The sequence below is a fragment of the Pseudomonas sp. AK106 genome (genome assembly GCF_053903055.1).
In genome coordinates this window covers 1,730,046-1,748,789 of sequence record NZ_CP096426.1, presented here as the reverse complement: position 1 = coordinate 1,748,789, position 18,744 = coordinate 1,730,046, and the positions used below count along the sequence as shown (strand labels likewise).

General features: G+C 61.5%; 14 protein-coding genes and 1 pseudogene. 5 read left to right on the top strand and 10 right to left on the bottom strand.

The genetic code is table 11. The features are described 5' to 3' along the window. Nucleotides 1–36: 36 nt before the first annotated feature. Genes pepN through M1E04_RS07975 form a run of 6 tightly spaced genes read right to left on the bottom strand, consistent with a single transcriptional unit; the run spans nt 37 to nt 6,610 of the window. Nucleotides 37–2,733 (bottom strand): aminopeptidase N, encoded by a 2,697-nt coding sequence (gene pepN / locus M1E04_RS08000; RefSeq protein ID WP_456292719.1) that lies wholly within the window; start codon nt 2,731–2,733, stop codon nt 37–39. A 29-nt stretch (nt 2,734–2,762) separates the two neighbouring features. Beyond that, nucleotides 2,763–3,593 (bottom strand): DUF2797 domain-containing protein, encoded by an 831-nt coding sequence (locus M1E04_RS07995; protein WP_192135784.1) that lies wholly within the window; start codon nt 3,591–3,593, stop codon nt 2,763–2,765. After that, nucleotides 3,590–3,850 (bottom strand): YeaC family protein, encoded by a 261-nt coding sequence (locus M1E04_RS07990; RefSeq protein WP_074888021.1) that lies wholly within the window; start codon nt 3,848–3,850, stop codon nt 3,590–3,592. The genes M1E04_RS07995 and M1E04_RS07990 overlap by 4 nt, the downstream gene beginning before the upstream one ends. A gap of 29 nt (nt 3,851–3,879) precedes the next feature. Further along, a complete protein-coding gene (locus M1E04_RS07985; protein WP_456292718.1) occupies nt 3,880–4,752 on the bottom strand; it encodes a rhomboid family intramembrane serine protease in 873 nt (290 codons plus the stop codon). After that, nucleotides 4,749–5,720 (bottom strand): metallophosphoesterase, encoded by a 972-nt coding sequence (locus M1E04_RS07980; protein WP_456292717.1) that lies wholly within the window; start codon nt 5,718–5,720, stop codon nt 4,749–4,751. The genes M1E04_RS07985 and M1E04_RS07980 overlap by 4 nt, the downstream gene beginning before the upstream one ends. Continuing rightward, nucleotides 5,720–6,610: an NAD(+) kinase gene (locus tag M1E04_RS07975; RefSeq protein WP_037011709.1), complete on the bottom strand. Its 891-nt coding sequence runs from the start codon at nt 6,608–6,610 to the stop codon at nt 5,720–5,722. The genes M1E04_RS07980 and M1E04_RS07975 overlap by 1 nt, the downstream gene beginning before the upstream one ends. 187 nt (nt 6,611–6,797) lie before the next feature. Here M1E04_RS07975 and M1E04_RS07970 point away from each other — a divergent pair, with 187 nt between their 5' ends. Continuing rightward, the gene (locus M1E04_RS07970) at nt 6,798–7,784 is read left to right on the top strand and encodes a DUF1853 family protein (RefSeq protein ID WP_456292716.1); all 987 of its coding nucleotides are present in this window, start codon (nt 6,798–6,800) and stop codon (nt 7,782–7,784) included. Here M1E04_RS07970 and M1E04_RS07965 read toward each other — a convergent pair. The 4 genes from M1E04_RS07965 to M1E04_RS07950 form a co-directional block, all read right to left on the bottom strand. Continuing rightward, nucleotides 7,747–9,030, bottom strand: coding sequence for an arsenical efflux pump membrane protein ArsB (locus M1E04_RS07965; protein WP_192135770.1), 1,284 nt, complete (start codon nt 9,028–9,030; stop codon nt 7,747–7,749). The genes M1E04_RS07970 and M1E04_RS07965 overlap by 38 nt on opposite strands. Further along, nucleotides 9,024–10,262, bottom strand: a complete 1,239-nt coding sequence (locus tag M1E04_RS07960) for an MFS transporter (RefSeq protein ID WP_456292715.1) — start codon at nt 10,260–10,262, stop codon at nt 9,024–9,026. Before M1E04_RS07960 ends, M1E04_RS07965 begins: the two co-directional genes overlap by 7 nt. 285 nt (nt 10,263–10,547) lie before the next feature. Beyond that, nucleotides 10,548–11,888 carry an MFS transporter gene (locus tag M1E04_RS07955; protein WP_456292714.1) on the bottom strand — a complete coding sequence of 447 codons (1,341 nt, stop codon included), beginning with the start codon at nt 11,886–11,888 and terminating at the stop codon, nt 10,548–10,550. Nucleotides 11,889–12,037: 149 nt separating this feature from the next. Beyond that, nucleotides 12,038–13,054 carry a 1-aminocyclopropane-1-carboxylate deaminase/D-cysteine desulfhydrase gene (locus tag M1E04_RS07950; RefSeq protein ID WP_456292713.1) on the bottom strand — a complete coding sequence of 339 codons (1,017 nt, stop codon included), beginning with the start codon at nt 13,052–13,054 and terminating at the stop codon, nt 12,038–12,040. Between the two features lie 242 nt (nt 13,055–13,296). On the opposite strand from M1E04_RS07950, the pseudogene M1E04_RS07945 reads away from it, so the two are divergent. The 4 genes and pseudogenes from M1E04_RS07945 to M1E04_RS07930 all read left to right on the top strand — a co-directional run. Then, nucleotides 13,297–15,549 (top strand): annotated as a pseudogene (locus M1E04_RS07945) (type VI secretion system Vgr family protein); the annotation flags it as partial. A gap of 210 nt (nt 15,550–15,759) precedes the next feature. Then, nucleotides 15,760–17,325 (top strand): T6SS phospholipase effector Tle1-like catalytic domain-containing protein, encoded by a 1,566-nt coding sequence (locus M1E04_RS07940; protein WP_456293163.1) that lies wholly within the window; start codon nt 15,760–15,762, stop codon nt 17,323–17,325. After that, on the top strand, nt 17,322–17,960 hold the full coding sequence (locus tag M1E04_RS07935) for a DUF2931 family protein (RefSeq protein WP_455914861.1): 639 nt from the start codon (nt 17,322–17,324) through the stop codon (nt 17,958–17,960). Before M1E04_RS07940 ends, M1E04_RS07935 begins: the two co-directional genes overlap by 4 nt. A gap of 97 nt (nt 17,961–18,057) precedes the next feature. Next, entirely contained in the window at nt 18,058–18,696 is a 639-nt protein-coding gene (locus M1E04_RS07930; protein WP_456292712.1) for a DUF2931 family protein, read from the top strand. Nucleotides 18,697–18,744 lie beyond the last annotated feature (48 nt).

The following is an 18,744-nucleotide window of genomic DNA, read 5'->3' as shown; positions in this document are numbered from 1 at the left end:
GTGCAAACGGACAGCCCCTTTTAACATCAGCCCGATTTACGCCAGGCTTTTGCTCACCACTTCATACACGTCAGGCGACAGCGGACCGGAGGCGAGGATGCGCTCCAGTTCCGCTTTCATCAGCGCTTGGCGCGCGCTGTCGTATTTGCGCCAGCGGGTCAGCGGCGCCAGCTGGCGGGAGGCGATCTGCGGGTTGAAGCCGTTCAGCTCGATGACCAGATCGGCCAGGAAGCGATAGCCCGAACCGTCCGCCGCATGGAAGTTGATCAGGTTCTGCCCGGCAAAGGCGCCGATCAGGGCACGCACCTTGTTCGGGTTCTTCATGGTGAACGCCGGGTGCTGCATCAGCGCTTTCACACGCTCCAGCCCGCCCGGCAAGGTGCTGCCGGCCTGCACGCTGAACCACTGATCCATGACCAGCGCGTTGTCCTTGAAGTTCTCGGCAAACACTTCCAGCGCCTTGGCCTTCTCGGCCTCGAACGGCGAGTTCACCAGCACGGCCAGCGCGGTCAGGCGCTCGGTCATGTTGTCGGCGGTGTCGAACTGGTCGATGGCGGCGGCCAGGACTTCCGGCTTGCCGGTCTGCATCAGGTAAGACAGGGCGATGTTCTGCAGCGCACGGCGAGCGAAGTGCTCGGACGCTGCCACGTACGGCGTCTGCTTCGACAGCTCGCGATTGGTCTGGTAACGCTGCCACAGCGCGTCACTCAGGCTGTCGGCCAATTGCTGGCGGGCAAACTCCCGCGCGGCGTGGATGGCATCGACGTCAGCCACTTCGCTGATCTCGATCAGATACGCCTCGCCCGGCAGCGAGAGCATTTCCGCGACCATGGCCTGATCCAGGCTTTCGTCGGTGAGCACCGTGTGCAGCGCGGTGATCAGACGCTGATCCATGACCAGCGATTCGCCCTTCTGGTGCTGGGCGATCAGGTCCTGCAGCACTTGCACGGACAGTTGCTGACCGGCATCCCAGCGGTTGAAGCCATCGCTGTCGTGCTGCATCAGGAACATCAACTGATCGCGGTTGTACGGGAAGCTCAGTTTCACCGGCGCCGAGAACCCGCGCAGCAGCGACGGCAGCGGCTGTTCGTCGATGTCGATGAAGGTGAAGGTCTGCTCGGCTTCAGTCACCGAGAGCACGCGGGAGGTGTTCACCGCCGGTGCCTCGCCGTGCAGGCGCAGAGGGAGTTCCTGACCCTGGGCGTCCAGCAGACCCATGGCAACCGGGATCACGAACGGCAGCTTCTGATCGCCCGGCTGGCCCGGCGTGGTTGGCGTGCTCTGACGGAAGGTCAGGCTGTAGGTTTTCGCGGCAGCGTCGTAGGACTCGCTGACCGCCAGACGCGGCGTGCCGGCCTGGGAGTACCAGCGCTTGAACTGCGTGAAGTCGACACCGTTGGCGTCTTCCATGGCCTTGACGAAGTCGTCGCAGGTCACGGCCTGGCCGTCATGGCGCTCGAAGAACAGGTCGCTGCCCTTGCGGAATCCCTCCACGCCCAACAGCGTGTGGATCATGCCCACCACTTCCGCGCCCTTCTCGTACACGGTCAGTGTGTAGAAGTTGGAAATCTCGATGAAGCTGTCAGGGCGCACGGCGTGGGCCATGGGACCGGCGTCTTCGGCGAACTGGTGGGTGCGCAGGTAGGCGACGTCCTGGATGCGCTTGACCGTGGCCGAGTTCATGTCCGCCGAAAAGCCGGAATCACGGAACACCGTGAAGCCTTCCTTCAACGACAGCTGGAACCAGTCGCGGCAGGTGACGCGGTTGCCGGTCCAGTTGTGGAAATATTCGTGGGCGACGATGGCTTCGACGCGCTGGTGGGCGGCATCGGTCGCGGTTTCGGCGCGGGCCAGCACGGCGCTGGAGTTGAAGATGTTGAGGCCCTTGTTCTCCATGGCGCCCATGTTGAAGTCGTTGACGGCGACGATCATGAAGATGTCCAGATCGTATTCGCGGCCGTAGACCTCTTCGTCCCAGCGCATGGACTTCTTCAGGCTGTCCATGGCGTGCTGGCATTTGTCGACGTTTTCCGGCTCGACGAAGATGCGCAGCGTGACCTTGCGCTGGCTCATGGTGATGAAGGTGTCTTCGATGCACCACAAGTCACCGGCCACCAGCGCGAACAGGTAGGCCGGCTTCTTGAACGGGTCTTCCCACGTTGCCCAGTGACGCTGGGTGTCGTCGGAAGGGCCGGCGGCGATCAAATTGCCGTTGGACAGCAGGATCGGGAAGGCCTGCTTGTTGGCGCTGACGGTCGTGGTGAACGTGCTCATCACGTCCGGGCGGTCGAGGTAATAGGTGATCTTGCGGAAGCCCTCGGCCTCGCACTGGGTGCAGAACATGCCGCTGGATTTGTACAGGCCTTCCAGCGCGGTGTTGGTTTCCGGGTGGATCTTCACGGTGGTGTCGAGGGTGAAGGTCTTGGACGTCGGCTGCACGGTCAGGCTGTCGGAGGTCAGCTGGTAGCCGTTCTGTGACAGGTCGCCCTCGGACAGGTCGACATCCGCCAGCTTCACCGACAGTAGCTCAAGCTGCTGGCCGTCGAGTTCCAGCGGTGGCAAGGCCGCGCCTTGAGCGAGCGCGGCGCGTTCCGGGTTGCGGCGCATCACCAACTGCGCGTGGACCAGCGAGTGGTCGTCGAACAATTCGAACGTCAGGTGGGTCTCGTCAATGAGGTACTCAGGCGCCTGATAATCCTTCAGGTAAATCATTTTCGGCTGGTCGGTGCGCATGCTGTTGTCCCTTCTTCTGCTAATACGGGCTACTGATGCACGGCGAGTTGATACGCCGTGTATTTGCGAATATTGATCACGCCGGTGTCGAAGATCAGGTACTGCCCTTTGACGCCCAACAGGGTGCCTTCGGCGACCGGATTCTTGTCCAGGTTGAAGCTGACGATCTTGGTCGGATAGGCCTCTACCGGGTATCGGATCTCGATGGGCTCGACATCGTTCATCACCTGAATGGCCTGCAAGCCAAAGCGCATTTGCAGCGCGACCAGGCCTTCGGCGCAGGACTCGAACAGTTGCTGACGAATCGCCGCCAGATCAACCGCCGGTGCGTCGCCCTTGAGCAGCGCGCGCCAGTTGGTGCGGTCGGCCACCTGGCTGCGGAACAGATCTTCCACAAAGCCGGACTGCTGCCGGGTGGCGCAGCGCACGATCGGCAACGCCTGACTGGCGCCCTGGTCCAGCCAGCGCGTTGGCAGCTGGGTGGCGCGGGTGATGCCGACTTTGACCCCCGACGAGTTGGCCAGATAGACCACGTGATCGGTCATGCAGAACTGCTCGCCCCAGGCCGGATCGCGGCAGGTGCCATGCTCGTGATGGCAGCGCTCCGGGCTCATGATGCACAGGTCGCACTGCGCCAGCTTGAGCATGCACGGGTAGCAATAACCCTGGCTGTAGCTGGTTTTGGTGCGCTTGCCGCAATGGCTGCAATGAATCGCACCCAGAAACTCCAGGCGCACGGTCTTGCCGATCAGCGGGTTGACCGGGATCTGTGAATCACCCAGCCGGAACGCATATTCCACCCGCGAAGCCTCAAGCCGCGCGGACATTTTGTTGACGGAGCCTCTGCCGATTTCAATCAATGAATGGAGTCCGATTTGAACAGGATATTGGGTACCGGCGCCGACTTCGACGCGCACTCTTGCGGGCCCATGTAGCCGATGCGCTGGTCCTCGGGCACGTTGCGCACTTCCCAGGCAATCAACGCCTGCAGCGACAGCTCACGTTGTTCCTGGGTCAGCTTGCGGCCGTCGGACCATTTGCCGATTTCCACCGCCAGCTTCAGGCTTTCGTAGACGTCCGGGGTGATGTTTTCGATCATTTCGACAAAAGAGGACATTGGGTTCTCCCAGAATTAAGCGGGCGATTTTAATGTTTGCGGCGGGCCAGTGCACCGCCCACAAGACCTGTAGCACAACCGATGATCAGGCCGCCGACGTGGGCGCCGTTGGCGATTTCGCCAAACCCGAGCACACCAACGACACCGGACAGGCACACCACCAGCCAGATCAGCATCATCCCCAGCACACCGCGTGGTAAACGATACATGGGGTTGGGGGCGAGCAATTGAAAGATCCAGCAGTGACCGAGCAGGCCATACAGCACGCCGGACAGGCCGCCGAACAGGCTCGGGCCGCTCCAGAAATACTGGACGTAGTTGGAAAACGCGCTGAACGCCAGGGTCAGGCCGAGCAATTGCCAACCGCCCTGGCGCATTTCGATGCGTCGGCCCAGCTCCCAGAACCACAGCGCGTTCATCACCAGGTGCAGCAGGCCGAAGTGAATCAGCATTGGCGTGACAACGCGCCACCACTGCCCCGCTGCCAGGGACGTTTCCACCGGCAGAAAGCTGATGTACTCGCCGTTGACGCGGAAGTCGTTGAAGGTCAGTGAGCTCAGGGCCTCGAAGTTATCGCCGAGCAAGGTCACGCCGGCGACGATCAGGCACAGCAGCAAGATCACGCTGGTGACCGGGCTGTTGCGCACCTGGACCAGCGGACTCGGCCGGCTCACGGCCACCACCTCGCGTCCCGGCGGCAACTGCGCGGTCAGGTCGCCTTCGGGGTATTGCTGATACAGCTGGCGGACGTCATCGGCCAGTTGCGGCGCATCGGGCACCCACAGCACTTGCTCGCCGGCCTCTTCGCTGACCCGATGGGGCACGTTGAGGCGCCGCAGCAACTCGACGAAACCACTCAGGTCGGTTTGGAGGGGCAAACGCAATACAGCAACCGGACTCATTGACCCATCTCCGGTCGGGTAACGTCGACCCAGACGAACTTGTCCGGGTCAATCTGTGTTTCCTGATCCAGCCGGTAGGCGACCAGCTTGCCGTAGAGCACGGCGCTGTAGTCGAGGCAGGCCAGATTGGGGCGGATCGGCGCGGGAATGCCGCTGCGCCAGTAGTGACCGACGAACAACAGCGGTTCATCGGCGCCGTACCGCAGCAGCGCGTTTTTCTCGCTGGGGGACAGCGGCCGCCGCGCCACCGGCTCGGGCAGCGCGTCAGGCTGAAACACCACGTCGCCGTAGGTCTGCGGGTCGTCTTCCCAGAACTTGGTGCGGAACGAGCCGCGGGTCAGGCCGTCGCCACCGGTCAGGGTCATGCCGTGGGGCAGGCGCATGTCGGTGCCGCGCAGCAGACGATCAAACACGGCGCAGGCAAAACTACCGGGCTCCGCCGACGCCTGCACGAAGGCCTGGTCGATGCGACCGTCGCCGTGAACGCTGCGCAACGGCTCGATCAGGCTGGCATCCCAGCAAGCGTGCACCACGCGGAAGCGCTCGGCGTCGATGAACAGCGGCAATTGGTAAAACCATTTGAGGAAGTCGTTCCAGTCACCGGGATGCTGCTCGAACTGCGCGAGGGTTTCGCCCAGCAGACGGGCATGGCGCGGCGTGTGCTCGCGTACCCATTCATGGCCGCTCTCAGGCGGCGCCGGCGTGCTCCAGCCCAGCGCGTTGAATTCATGGTTGCCCATGATGCAGAACGCCTGGCCGGCTTCGACCATGTCACGGACGATGTGCAGCGCTTCGCGAATGCGAGGGCCGCGGTCGATGATGTCGCCGAGGAACACGGCGATGCGTTCAGAGTGGCGCCACACGCCGGCCTGAAAGCGGTAACCAAGGGTGTCGAGCAAGTGCTCAAGGGTCTGGGCACAACCATGCACGTCACCGATCAGATCGTAGCCACGCGCGGGATCGAGCATCAGTCGCTCCCGCCGCCAAGCCGACTGCCCCAACCGAGTTTGGTCCGGCAGACTTCGTAGTAGTTGTGGTCGAGGGGGTGAATGAGTCGCAGCTTCTGCGGCTTCTTTTTCACGGTCACGGTGTCACCCGGCGCGCAGGTGAAGTGGTTCTGGCCATCGCAGGAAACCTGTGGGTAGATCGTCATGTCCTTTGAGACAACGATTTTCAGCTCACTGTTTCCGTCGACGACAATCGGCCGGCCGGACAGCGTGTGCGGGTACATCGGCACGATGACAATGGCGTCGAGTTTGGGGTGCATGATCGGCCCGCCCGCCGACAGCGCGTAGGCTGTGGAGCCGGTGGGCGTGGCGACGATCAGACCGTCGGCCTTCTGGCTGCAGACGAACTGGCCGTCGATGTAGATTTCGAATTCGATCATCCGCGTGGATTTGCCGGGGTGCAGCACGACGTCGTTGAGGGCGTCGCCCTGTCCGATCGCTTCGCCGTGACGGCGCACTTCGGCCTGTAACAGGAAGCGGTTTTCCACCAGATAGTGGCCGTCGAGAACTTCGGCGACTTTGACTTCCAGCTCGTCGGGGCGGATGTCGGTCAGGAAGCCCAGGCTGCCGCGGTTGATGCCCAGCACCGGCACGTTGTGCTTGGCCAGCGCACGGGCGGCGCCGAGCAGGCTGCCGTCGCCGCCGACGACGATGACCATGTCGCAGACTTCACCGAGCATCTTGCGCGAAGAGGTCTGCAAACCATGCCCCGGCAAGACCTCGGCGATGGCGTCTTCGAGGATCACATGCAGGTGCCGCGATATCAGGAATTTCTTGAGTCGGCGAACGGTCTCCACCACCTGGGTACTGCCCAGGCGACCAATGATGCCGATATTTCGAAATTGCTCCATGGGGCTCCCGCAGGCTTGATGCGTGTAAAGAACGCGATTATGGGCGAAGGGGTCGGGGGCGGCAAATGGGCTCTTTAAGCGCACCCTTCAAGCAGCGCCTTTCAGGCATGCCTGAGCTGACCTGTCGCATCCGACGGCGACGATGAAGCGGTGGCTACAACCGCCCATCACCCGCTATTCTGCCTCGATGAATAACCCTTTCCCGACCCTGACCGCCCTGCCCCGTCAGCTGCGTACGCACACCGTACGTGACCTGGCGTGGGTAATCCTGTCGCCGCCCCTGCTGGCGGAAACCCAGTGGCCCCAGCGTCACCCGCTCAGCGGCAGCGACTGGGTGCAGCAGCCCGAAGCGCTTGAAGCTTTTTTAACGCAGCTGGACAGAGACGACACCGCCCTCAGCGACTGGCTGGCGAGCAGCTCGACGCGCCGGCTCGGTCTGTATTACGAGCGGCTCTGGCAATTCGCAATCCAGCACGCGCCCGGCGTCGAGCTGCTCGCGGCGAACCTGCCGATTCAGGGCGAAGGCCGCACGCTGGGCGAGCTGGACATGCTGCTGAGGGATAAGGATGGCGTTCACCATATTGAATTGGCGATCAAGCTGTACCTGGGGCAGCAGGATCAGGACGGCGAAAACCCGGCCCACTGGCTCGGCCCCGGCGCCCTCGACCGGCTGGATTTGAAGCTCGCCCACCTGAACCAGCATCAACTGCCCATGTCAGCGCGCCCCGAGAGCAGCGCCGTTCTTGCTGCGCGGGGCGTGGACACCTTCAGCGCTTCGCTCTGGCTGGGGGGTTATCTGTTTTATCCATGGCCCGGTGCGGGCGCGTCGCCACAAGGGGCACACCCTGAGCATCTGCGGGGAAAGTGGCTGCATCAAAAGGACTTGCCGGGCTACGCAGAAAACAGCCTGGACGGTCGCTGGCGATTGCTTCCGCGGCCTGCCTGGCTGGCGCCTTCGCGCTGCGACGAGGCATGGACACCCCGTGAGTTTCAGGACTGGCTGGAGGCCCTGGACCCGCTCGGGCCGGCGCAACTGCTGGTGCGCCTGACCCGCCATGCCGACGGCCACTGGCAAGAGGCCGAGCGGCTGTTTCTGGTGTCGGACCTGTGGCCGAACGTGCCAGACACGCGCCGCGTTATAGGCTCAGTCGCAGCACAAGCGCCGCGAGGGTGACCAACAGCACCGGCACGGTCAGCACGATGCCGACGCGGAAATAATAGCCCCAGCCGATGGTCACGCCCTTCTTCGCCAGCACATGCAGCCACAACAACGTCGCGAGGCTGCCGATCGGGGTGATTTTCGGGCCCAGGTCGCTGCCGATCACGTTGGCGTAGATCATCGCTTCCTGCAGCAAACCGTGGGCCTGACTGGCCTCGATGGACAACAGGCCGATCAGCACCGTCGGCAGGTTGTTCATCACCGACGACAGCAGCGCCGTCAGCACGCCCGTGCCCATGGCCGCGCCCCACAAACCATGTTCGGCGAAACGATCCAGCCAGGTCGCGAGGTAGTCGGTCAGGCCCTGATTGCGCAGGCCATACACCACCAAGTACATGCCCAGGGAGAAAATCACGATCTGCCACGGCGCGTCTTTCAGCACCTTCCGCGTGGAAATGCGGTGGCCTTTGGCGGCAATGCCCAACAGGATCACGGCGCACACAGCGGAGATCGCACTGATGGGAATTCCCAGCGGCTCCAGGGCGAAGCAGCCCACCAGCAAGATCCCCAGCACCCACCAACCGGTCATGAAGGTCGCGCGGTCCTTGATCGCCGAAGACGGCTCGTCCAGTTGCGAGGCGTCGAAGGTCTTCGGGATGTCGCGGCGAAAGAACAGCATCAGCACCGCCAGGGTGGCGGCAACGCTGACCAGATTCACCGGCACCATCACCGACGCGTAGCGGTTGAAGCCGATGCCGAAATAGTCGGCAGAGACGATGTTGACCAGGTTGGAGACCACCAGCGGCAGGCTCGCGGTGTCGGCGATGAACCCAGCCGCCATCACGAAAGCCAGGGTGGTCGCCGGCGAAAAACGCAGGGCCAGCAGCATCGACATCACGATCGGGGTGAGGATCAGCGCGGCGCCGTCATTGGCGAACAACGCCGACACCAACGCGCCGAGCAGCACGATAAACGCGAACAGCCGCCGGCCCTTGCCGTTGCCCCAACGCGCCACGTGCAGCGCGGCCCAGTTGAAAAACCCGGCCTCGTCGAGCAGCAGGCTGATGATGATCAGCGCAATGAACGTCCCGGTTGCGTTCCAGATAATGTGCCAGACCTGAGGGATGTCACTCAGGTGCACCACCCCGAAAAGCAGCGCGAGGACGGCGCCAAACGTTGCACTCCAGCCGACACCAAGGCCCTTGGGTTGCCATATCACCAGGGTGATGGTGACCAGAAAAATCGCGACGGCTATCAACATCTTTTTGAAGTTCTCGGAAGCAGGATGGCGAGGATGCCTAACAGCGGCAGGTAGGAACACAGCGTGTAGACATAGACGATGCCGTGAAGATCCGCGAGGTGACCCAATAAGGCTGCGCCGATGCCACCGAAGCCGAACATCAGGCCGAAAAAGATGCCAGCGATCATGCCGACGTTGCCCGGCACCAGTTCCTGGGCGTAGACGACGATGGCGGAGAACGCCGAGGCCAGAATGAAACCGATGATCACGCTGAGCACGCTGGTCCAAAACAAGTCAGCGTAAGGCAGCGCGATGGTAAACGGCGCCACGCCCAGAATAGAGAACCAGATTACCGCTTTACGGCCAATGCGATCGCCAATCGGCCCGCCGAAGAATGTGCCCGCCGCCACCGCCGCCAGGAACATGAACAAGTGCAGCTGGGAGCTGGCCACGGACAGCTGGAATTTGTCGATGAGGTAAAAGGTGAAGTAGCTGGTGAAGCTGGCCATGTAGAAATATTTGGAGAACACCAGCAGCGCCAGCACCACCAGCGCGCTGGTCACCCGACGTTTCGACAGCCCGTGGGTCGCTGCTTGCCCGGCCTTGATCTTGAACAGCGCCAGGTGCGCCTTGTACCAGCGGCTGATGGCGTAGAGCAGGCCCACGGAAAACAGCGCCACCAGCCCGAACCAGGCGATATGCCCCTGACCGAACGGAATGATGATCGCCGCCGCCAGCAGCGGTCCGATGGCCGACCCGCTGTTGCCGCCCACCTGGAAGCTCGACTGCGCCAGACCAAAGCGCCCGCCGGAGGCCAGCCGGGCGATGCGCGAGGCTTCAGGGTGAAAGGTCGACGAGCCAATGCCGATCAACCCTGCGGCGAGCAGGATCAACGGGAAGCTGCCTACGGTCGCGAGCATCATGACGCCGCCCAAAATGCACAACGAACCGACCGGCAGCACCAACGGATTGGGATGGCGATCGGTGTAATAACCGACCCAGGGCTGCAGCAGGGACGCCGTGACCTGAAACGTCAGCGTGATCAAGCCGACCTGGGTAAAGCTCAGGCCGTACGAGGCCTTCAGCATCGGGTAGATCGAAGGCAGGATCGACTGGATCAGGTCATTGAGCAGGTGCGCCAGGGCCACCGCACCAATGATGCGCATGACCAAGGGGCTTGATTGCGTAGATTGCGGGGCGGGAACGGGCTGGGTATCGGTCGCGGGCACGGTTGCAGGACTGGTAACGGCCATCGGGTTCATCCATCGAACGTTGATGCGCCGTGGGACTCGTTACAGAACATGTCAGCGGCACAAGGGGCCGCCAATGTGCCATTTTTTGGGGCGCCGCTGCCATATTTTGTTGCTGATTTGTCTGATGGGTGACGTAGTGTCAGGACACCTGAAGCTTTTGACACCACTCTCCTGTCAATCAAACGCAAACCCTGTGGGAGTGAGCTTGCTCACGAAGACGGCCTGCAATCCGCCCAACATCCAGCAGGCACACCGCCCCCTTGGCAAGCAAGGTGGAGCCCCCAGTCAAACCGCCGTCTGCAATCTCCCCCGCGCCGTCAACGAACCTTCCACCTCATGCAGCGATACTTTGGACGTCTCCGGCAAGGCCAGCCCTCCCGCCAGCGCCAGCAGCGCGATGACGATCAGGTAAAACGCCGGCGCCAGGTTGCTGCCCGTCGCGCCGATCAGCCAGGTCGCCATCAGCGGCGCCGTTCCGCCGAAGATTGTGTACGCGATGTTGTAGGTGATCGCCGAAGCGGTGTAACGGGTACGCGTGGGAAAGGTCTCCGACAACAAAGCCGCCGTCACCACACCGCACAGGACAGCGCCGATCGCCAGCAACATCACACCGACGATCGAGGCCACAAAAGAACCGGAACTGGCCATCAAAAACGACGGATACACCACCACGATCAGCAGGACGCAGGTGCTGAGCACCGTCTTGCGTCGCCCGACCTTGTCGGAAAACGCCCCGGCCACCGGACAGATCGCGGCGGCGAACAGCAAGGCAATCAACGACACCAGCAGCGCGGTCGCACGACTCAGTCCGCCAGCGACCTGCAAGTACGTCGCGAAGTAGGTGGTGAACATGTAGAACGACAGCGCCGTCAGCGACACGAACGCGCCGAGGCAGCAGATCGCCGCGCCGTGATTGCGCAGGGTTTCCTTGAGCGGCGAATGAGCCACCGCGTGTTCCTGCTTGACCGCCTGAAAGGCCGGTGTTTCGTCCAGTTTCCAGCGCAGGTACAGCCCGACCAGCCCCAACGGCGCGGCGATCAGGAACGGCAGCCGCCAGCCCCAACTGCCCATGGCTTCGGTGCTCAAAGAGGCCTCCAGCGCGTAGGCAATGATCGCCGCCGCCGCGAAGGCCGAAAAGGTCGACACCGGCACGAAACTGCCGTACCACGCCCGTTGCGTGCGTGGCGCGTGCTCCATCAAGTAGGCACACGCCCCCGCGTATTCTCCCCCGGCGGAGAAGCCCTGAGCGCAACGGATGAGGGTGAGCAAAACGGGTGCCATCACGCCGATTGCGGCGTAGGTCGGCAGCAGACCGATGATGGTCGTCGCCCCGGCCATCAACAGAATGGTGAACGCCAGCGTGCGCTTGCGGCCGATGCGGTCGCCCAGCATGCCGAAGAACACCCCGCCCAAGGGACGAAACGCGAAAGCCACGGCGAACACCGCGAAGGTTTTCAAGAGCGCGGCGCTGGCGTCGCCGCTGGGGAAGAACTGCTGGGCAATGGTCGTGGCCAGAAAGCCATACACCGCGAAGTCGAACCATTCGACGAAATTACCGATGGCGGCCGCCACGATGACTTTTCTCAGGGTGGCAGGATCAACCTGCTCAAGGACGGGAGTGGTCATGGAAACCTCGGCGCGCGTGGGAAAGATCCGATTATCGGCACAGCGCCCTGCCCGCCTGACTCCAGAAATGCCGCCGACGTACTCAGGACCGACCTGTCGGGGGTGTGGGCCGCAGGATTCGTGCCAGTGCCCGGATGCGCGCTCCGGCGTCAGGGATGTGCGGGCGCAGCATCGAAGGTTCGCTTGCCCTGCAGTCCGCCGGTGTGCAGGAAAATCAGCCGCGTGCCCTTGGCGATCCGGCCCGCGACCACCTCGTCATGCAGGGCAAGCAATGCCTTGCCGGTGTACAGCGGTTCGAGGGGGATACCGGCTTCGGCTTCGTGCCGTGCAATGAAATCCAGCAACGCGGGATCGGTCTTCGCGAAGCCGCCACGACTGGCGTCGAGCAAACGGTAACCCTGGGGCTTTTTGCGGTCTATCCCCACGTCCGAGCCTGTCGGTCGCGGACTCACTCTGCCCAAGGGCGCCACAGTCCCTGTGGGAGCGAGCTTGCTCGCGAAAGCTTCAACAATCCCCTCCACATTGCCCTCAACCCCATGAGCTTCGGGCACCGCCATCGCGCCAATCACCTCATGCTGGCCCGCCTCCGCCAGTGCCAATCCCGCCAGCGTTGTGCCGGTGCCACACGCCAGCCACCAGCAATCGTAATCCTCCCACCCCAAATCGCCGAGCTGGCTGCGCGCCTGTTCGACGATTTCAGCGCAGCCCAACGCGCCGTCTAGCCCGCCTCCGCCCTCGGGCACCGGAAACAGATGCGGATAACGCTCGCGCCACGGATCCCAGAAATCCGCGTCATGGCGCGCGCGATACCCGGCGTAACCCAGCCAGTGCAACTCCATGCCGAACGCCTGCAGATCCAGCACCGTCGGCGTCTCGACCGCATGCCCCCGCACCAGCCCGACCGTGGCAAAACCAAAGCGCTTGCCCGCCGCCGCCAGCGCATGCAGGTGATTGGAATGCGCGCCGCCCAGGCTGATAACACCCCGTGCACCGGCTCGCTCAGCCGCCGCCAGATGGTGCTTGAGCTTGAACCATTTATTGCCGCTGATCAGCGGATCGACAAGGTCCAGCCGCAGGATCGCCGCCTCCACGCCCGCTGCCTGGAGCCAGTCAAAATTGAGCGGTTGCAGCGGTGCGGGAGGCAGTGGTGAGGAGAGAGGGAACATGAAATCGATCGGGCAATGGACGGTTCGGGAGTCTAGCACTCGTCGGGCGGGGGTCTCGATTTGGGGGGGCTGTGTAGGGGGATTCTTGTTCTTCATTAGGACGCGTCCGGATCGTGTTTTCGCTATGGAATGACGCTTTGAAAAGCGTCATCTTCGCCCGCCTCAGCCCTCTCTCATGGACGAGTTGATCCGGTCTTCTTCGGACTGGTCAGGGGCGTTTTTCCTGCCAGGGACGCTCGCTCATGTTCAACGTATTGCCGCCTTTTTTCGATCACAGTCGCCATAAACTGGTTGTTTACAGCCTGCCTATCGCCCTCGACGTTTTAGCCTTTGAAGGTGAAGAACAGCTGAGCCGGCCGTTTCTTTATCGCGTGGAATTTACTTCGGTCGAGCAGGACATCGGCGCCGAGCAGATGCTGGGCAAGACAGTTCAATTCAGTCTGCATGCAGCTGCGCATACGTTGCCTGCTCCGATTCGCGGGTTGCCGGTCCCTCGTGTTGAAGCCTTGCGGACGCTGCATGGTGTGGTGACGGGTTTTAAACGGCTTTCCGGTTCGGCTGACGAGGCCCGGTACGAAATTACTTTGCAGCCGCGCCTGGCGTTGCTGGCCCGTGGGCGGCAGTTTCGGATTTATCAGCACCAGTCCGTGCCGCAGATTGTCGAGAGCATCCTGCGGACGCGGCATGATTTTGAGGGGCAGGATTTCTTGTTCTCGCTGGTGCGGGAGTATCCGAAGCGCGAGCAAGTGATGCAGTACGGCGAGAGTGATCTGGCGTTTATTTCGCGGCTGCTGGCTGAGGTGGGGATTTGGTATCGCTTTAGCAACGACGAGCGATTGGGGATCGCGGTCGTCGAGTTTCACGATGATCAGCGGCATTACGTTCGGCCGCGTGTGAGCTTGCCGTTTCGGCCGCAGTCGGGGTTGGGCAGCAGCGGCCAGGATGGGATTTGGGGGCTGCAGGTCAGTCATGAGGTGGTGGAAAAGAACGTTCACTTTCGGGCTTATCACCATCGGGATGCGAACGCATGGCTGGATGGGGATGTGGATCAGACGCGGGGTGACACCACAACTTATGGCGAGGCGTATCACTATGCCGAGCCCTACAGAGTGCTCGGCGACAAGCTGGATCAGGATGAGGATCTGCTGGGGGAAAGCGGGTTTTTCTATGGACGGTTGCGGCATGAGCGGTATCTCAATAACCAGACTCGGCTGACCGGAATTAGCAGCAGCGCTTCGTTGGGATTGGCGCAGGTGCTGGCGATTTCCGGTGGGGCGCCGCAGGCGTTTGAGCCGGGTGCTGTGATCACGCGATTGCATTTGCGTGCAGCGCGGGATCGAAGCTTTGAACTGAGTTTTGAGGCGATTCCGTATTCCGAAAGCGTGTGTTTTCGACCGCCTTTGCTGACAAAGCCTGCGATAGCCGGCACCGTTCCGGCCTGTGTCACCAGCTCGCTGGCCAATGATCCCTATAGCCACATCGACAGCGAAGGCCGCTACAAGGTCAGCTTTCTGTTCGACCGCGACAGCTGGAAACTGGGTGAGGAAAGCCTGTGGTTGCGCCTCGCCCGCCCCTATGCCGGGGATACCCACGGACTGCACCTGCCGCTGATCTGCGGGACCGAGGTGGCGATTGCCTTCGAGCAAGGCGACCCGGACCGGCCCTACATCGCCCATGCCCTGCATGACAGTAGACATCCTGACCATGTGACCCTGCTGCGCAGCGATTACAAACGCAACGTCCTGCGCACGCCCGCCAACAACAAGCTGCGCATGGAAGACGATCGCGGCAAGGAACACATCAAACTCAGCACCGAGCAGAGCGGCAAGAGCCAGCTCAACCTTGGGCATCTGGTCGACAACGATAAGGATAAGCGCGGCGAAGGGTTTGAGTTGCGCACGGATGGCTGGGGCGCGATTCGGGCGGGGCGCGGGCTGTTTATCAGTGCGGATGAACAGACCAAAGCTCACGGTCAGCAGCTCGACATGGACGCTGCGATCGACCAGCTTGAAACCGCGCTTTCCTTGGCCCGCACCATGGCCCAGGCCGCGCGAAGTGCGGGCGCTATCGCCGCAGACACCCGCAGCCATTCGCAACTAAACGACGCGCTGACTCACCTCACCGAACCCGGGCTTCTGCTGCACGCACCGGCCGGCATTGGAGTGGTCACCCCTGAAGCAATCTGCCTGTCCTCCGGTCGCGAAAGTGTCGCCATCACCTCGTCACGCTCAACCGACCTGAGCGCCGGACGCAATATCACCGGCACCGCCGAAGGTGCGATCAGCCTGTGTGCTGTGACCAAGGGGCTGCAACTCAAAGCGGTTCAGGGCGACGTTCAGCTTCACGCGCAAACCGGCGCGTTGCACTCACTGGCTAACAATGACATCAAGATCGAAAGCCTGGCTGGCCGGATCGAAATCAGCGCCCCGGAAGAGCTCCTCCTGAATTGCGGCGGCGCCTTCATCCGCATCAAAGATGGCGAGATCAAGCTGGGCGCGCCGGGGAACATCTATCACCGTGCCGTTTACGTGCTAAAGGGCGGTGCCACCACGCTGACCACCCCGGTGACGCCAATACCTTATGGCTATGGGGCAGGGTACACCCTGGTCGATGCGCAACAGGCCGCCGCCCGTTTCGTCCGTTACCGGATCACCACGCAGGCTGGCGAAGTGTTCAACGGCGTGACCGACAAGGACGGCAGAACCATGCCCGTCCACACGATGCTGCCCGGACGCGTGGCGATCGACTTTCCGCAACCCGAAGAATGGCTGAAGCCGCTCCCCACACCTGAACCTGAGGAGGAAGAAGAGGAAGAGGAAATCACCGAAGGCATCACCTTGCGAATCGGGTTGTTCTTTGACGGGACGGGAAATAACCAGAGCAATGCTGCGGCGACGGCGCAGTGCCGACGGCAGGATCTTGAGAGCTTTAGCAGCGAAGAGCTTGAAAGCATTGCGGCGACGTGCAAGCAGTACGGGTTTGGAGAGTTTGACGGTAGTGCGTTTAACAGCGCGCCTAATAACAGTTACGGGAATGCACCGAGCAATGTGGCGTATTTGTATAACTTGTATCCGGATAACACCGCAACACCAGTCGGTAAGGATTCAGAGATTGGTTATATCAGGGCGTACATCGAAGGCATCGGCACCCGTAGCGGCGGCGAGGATGACGTGCTGATCGGGCAAGCTCTCGGGCAAGGTGAAACGGGCGTGGTGGCGCGGGTCAAAGAGGCGCCTACGTTGATCGAAAGACAGTTAGAGCAGTTCCTCCAAATCAATCCCGGCACAGCTATTCGCACCGTTGAATTCGACGTCTTCGGTTTCAGCCGCGGAGCCGCGGCTGCACGGCATTGCGCTAACGAAGTCCTTAAGCCTCATCGTGGGGTATTCAGCGAGCTGCTTGTCGGGGGGCGCGCTAGTCTATTAAGAAGTCTCGACTCGGCCGCTGATGTATGCATCAATTTGGTCGGCCTGTTCGATTCCGTTGCAGCCATCTCAGACCCACTACATGGCGACTTCAGCCCAGGCAATGACATTAATCGTGGCGTCAATCTCTACCTGCCACCTGACTGCGCTCGGCAGGTTATCCACCTTCAAGCGCTCGACGAATATCGCGCCGACTTTTCTCTCAATAATGTTCACCACACGCACCTTCAGATAGGTCTGCCGGGCGCTCACTCCGATGTCGGCGGGGGCTATCTCCCACGCGCGCGAGAAAAGTTGTGGATGACGCAGCCCTGCATAGCCAGCGTTCCGACCGGTCAAAGGGTTGAATCCCACGCCGCCTGGGCCCGTGCAGAGGCGGACGCCAAGGCATTGCGCGAATCAGGCGTGGCGCGCGATGGCTACGTTGCGGTGAAAGCCTGGCCTGCAGCAACTAACCCTCGCGGCAAAGCTGAGCCGGTCATGCAGGACTACTGGATAACCGTAATCCTTGAACGCCCGGTGCATGGCGAACTGAGCCTGATTGCATTGCGTGTCATGCGTGAGCTGGGTGTGCGTCATGGAGTGCCATTTGACGTCATCACTGATACGGACAAACGCTTCAAGTTACCGGATGAACTCATGCCCATCGCCCAGCGGATTTTGCAGCAGGTAATGACCGACCGGCTCGTGCGACTTGACCCTGCGCAAGAGGCATTGCTCCGAGCACGTTACATCCACCTGTCCGCGCACTGGACCCCTGAGGGTCCCTTTCTATTGAGCAAACCGGCACCGCTCAAACGTCGCAACGTGCATCTCAACCGTCCGCAAAAAGGTTATCCAGAATGAAGCGCCTTATCTTCGCAATGGGGCTGCTTATTAGTCTGAGTGCTTGCGCAAGTGTACCAAGATTGCCGCCTGCCCCGAGGTTGCCATATCCAGCCTGGTACATAGGTTTCGCCGCCCCGAAGCACATGGAAGTCTGGGTTGAGAGCGTCGACGTACTGGACACGCGTCGACTCGCATTCTTTAGGGTGCACGGCGGGGTCGCAAGTTATACAGGGAAAGTCCAGGGCTGGCACCAAGGGGGAACAGGAGGCAAACCTATAAACAACGTTGACTTGCCAGAGCTGATCTTTTTGCGATGGCAGTCACTAGTAGAGCCGCAGGCTTACAAGATCAAAATACAGATACCACAGTGGGTGCGAGATGAGATGGTTCGTCCGGAACGAGCGTTTTGTCTGGTCCCAAATGATTGGAAGGACGACTACCGGAATGTCATAACCTTAGGCATGGCCCCAGCAGGGATCGTCAAAGTATGGGTTGGTGGGCCATGCCTGGGGTTCAAAGAAGTCGGCCGCTACCTAGCTAAAGTCGAGCCCCTCGGCCCCAACCAAGACGGAAAAGGGCTGTTTTACCGAGCACCAAATCCAGAAGCACAAGCCTGGATAGATCAGCACGGCATTCCCTATGGCAGTTGGTAACTCGGCCATGAGTGCTAACAAGGAGCATCACGGCACGCCACGGCTAGCGCACTTGCGGCTTTGTTCAAGGCTTCCATTTGTAGACCGGGTTTCCCAAATGAGGCGTCTGGTCTTTGCGGTCGGATTCCTGATCAGCTTGAGTGCCTGTGCAACGGGAGGGTCAGTACCCCCGCCCGTCAAGCTGCCCTATCCGGCGTGGTATGTAGGCTTCGCCGCGCCAAGGCACATGGAGGTGTGGGTAAAAAGCGTCGATGTGCTCGATCAGCGGGGATACGTTTTTTTTAACGTACATGCCGGAGTCGCCGGTTACACGCGAAAGCCCGAGGGTTGGCATAAAGGCACATCAGGCGGCAAACCCATCAACAACGTTGACTTACCAGACCAACTCCTTCTGCGTTGGCAGTCACTAGTGGAGCCTCAAGCTTACAAAATCACCATCCGGATACCGCAGTGGGTACGCGATGAAATGGTACGGCCAGAGCGGGTCTACTGCCGCGGCTCTAAAGAGTGGATAGAAGACTACCGATTCGCGATTACGTTGGGAATGGCGCCGGGAGGTATCGTTAAAGTGTGGGTTGGCGGGCCATGCCTGGGCTTCAAAGAAGTCGGCCGCTTTCAAGCCAAAATCGAACCCCGCGGCCCGTATCTAAACAATAAAGGGCTGTTCTACCGACCACCAAACCCAGCCGCCCAAGCCTGGATCGACCAGCACGGAATCCCCTACGGCAGCTGGTAATCCCCCTCAACCGCCAGAGTCCCCTCAGACCCTGGCAGCGCGCGATCC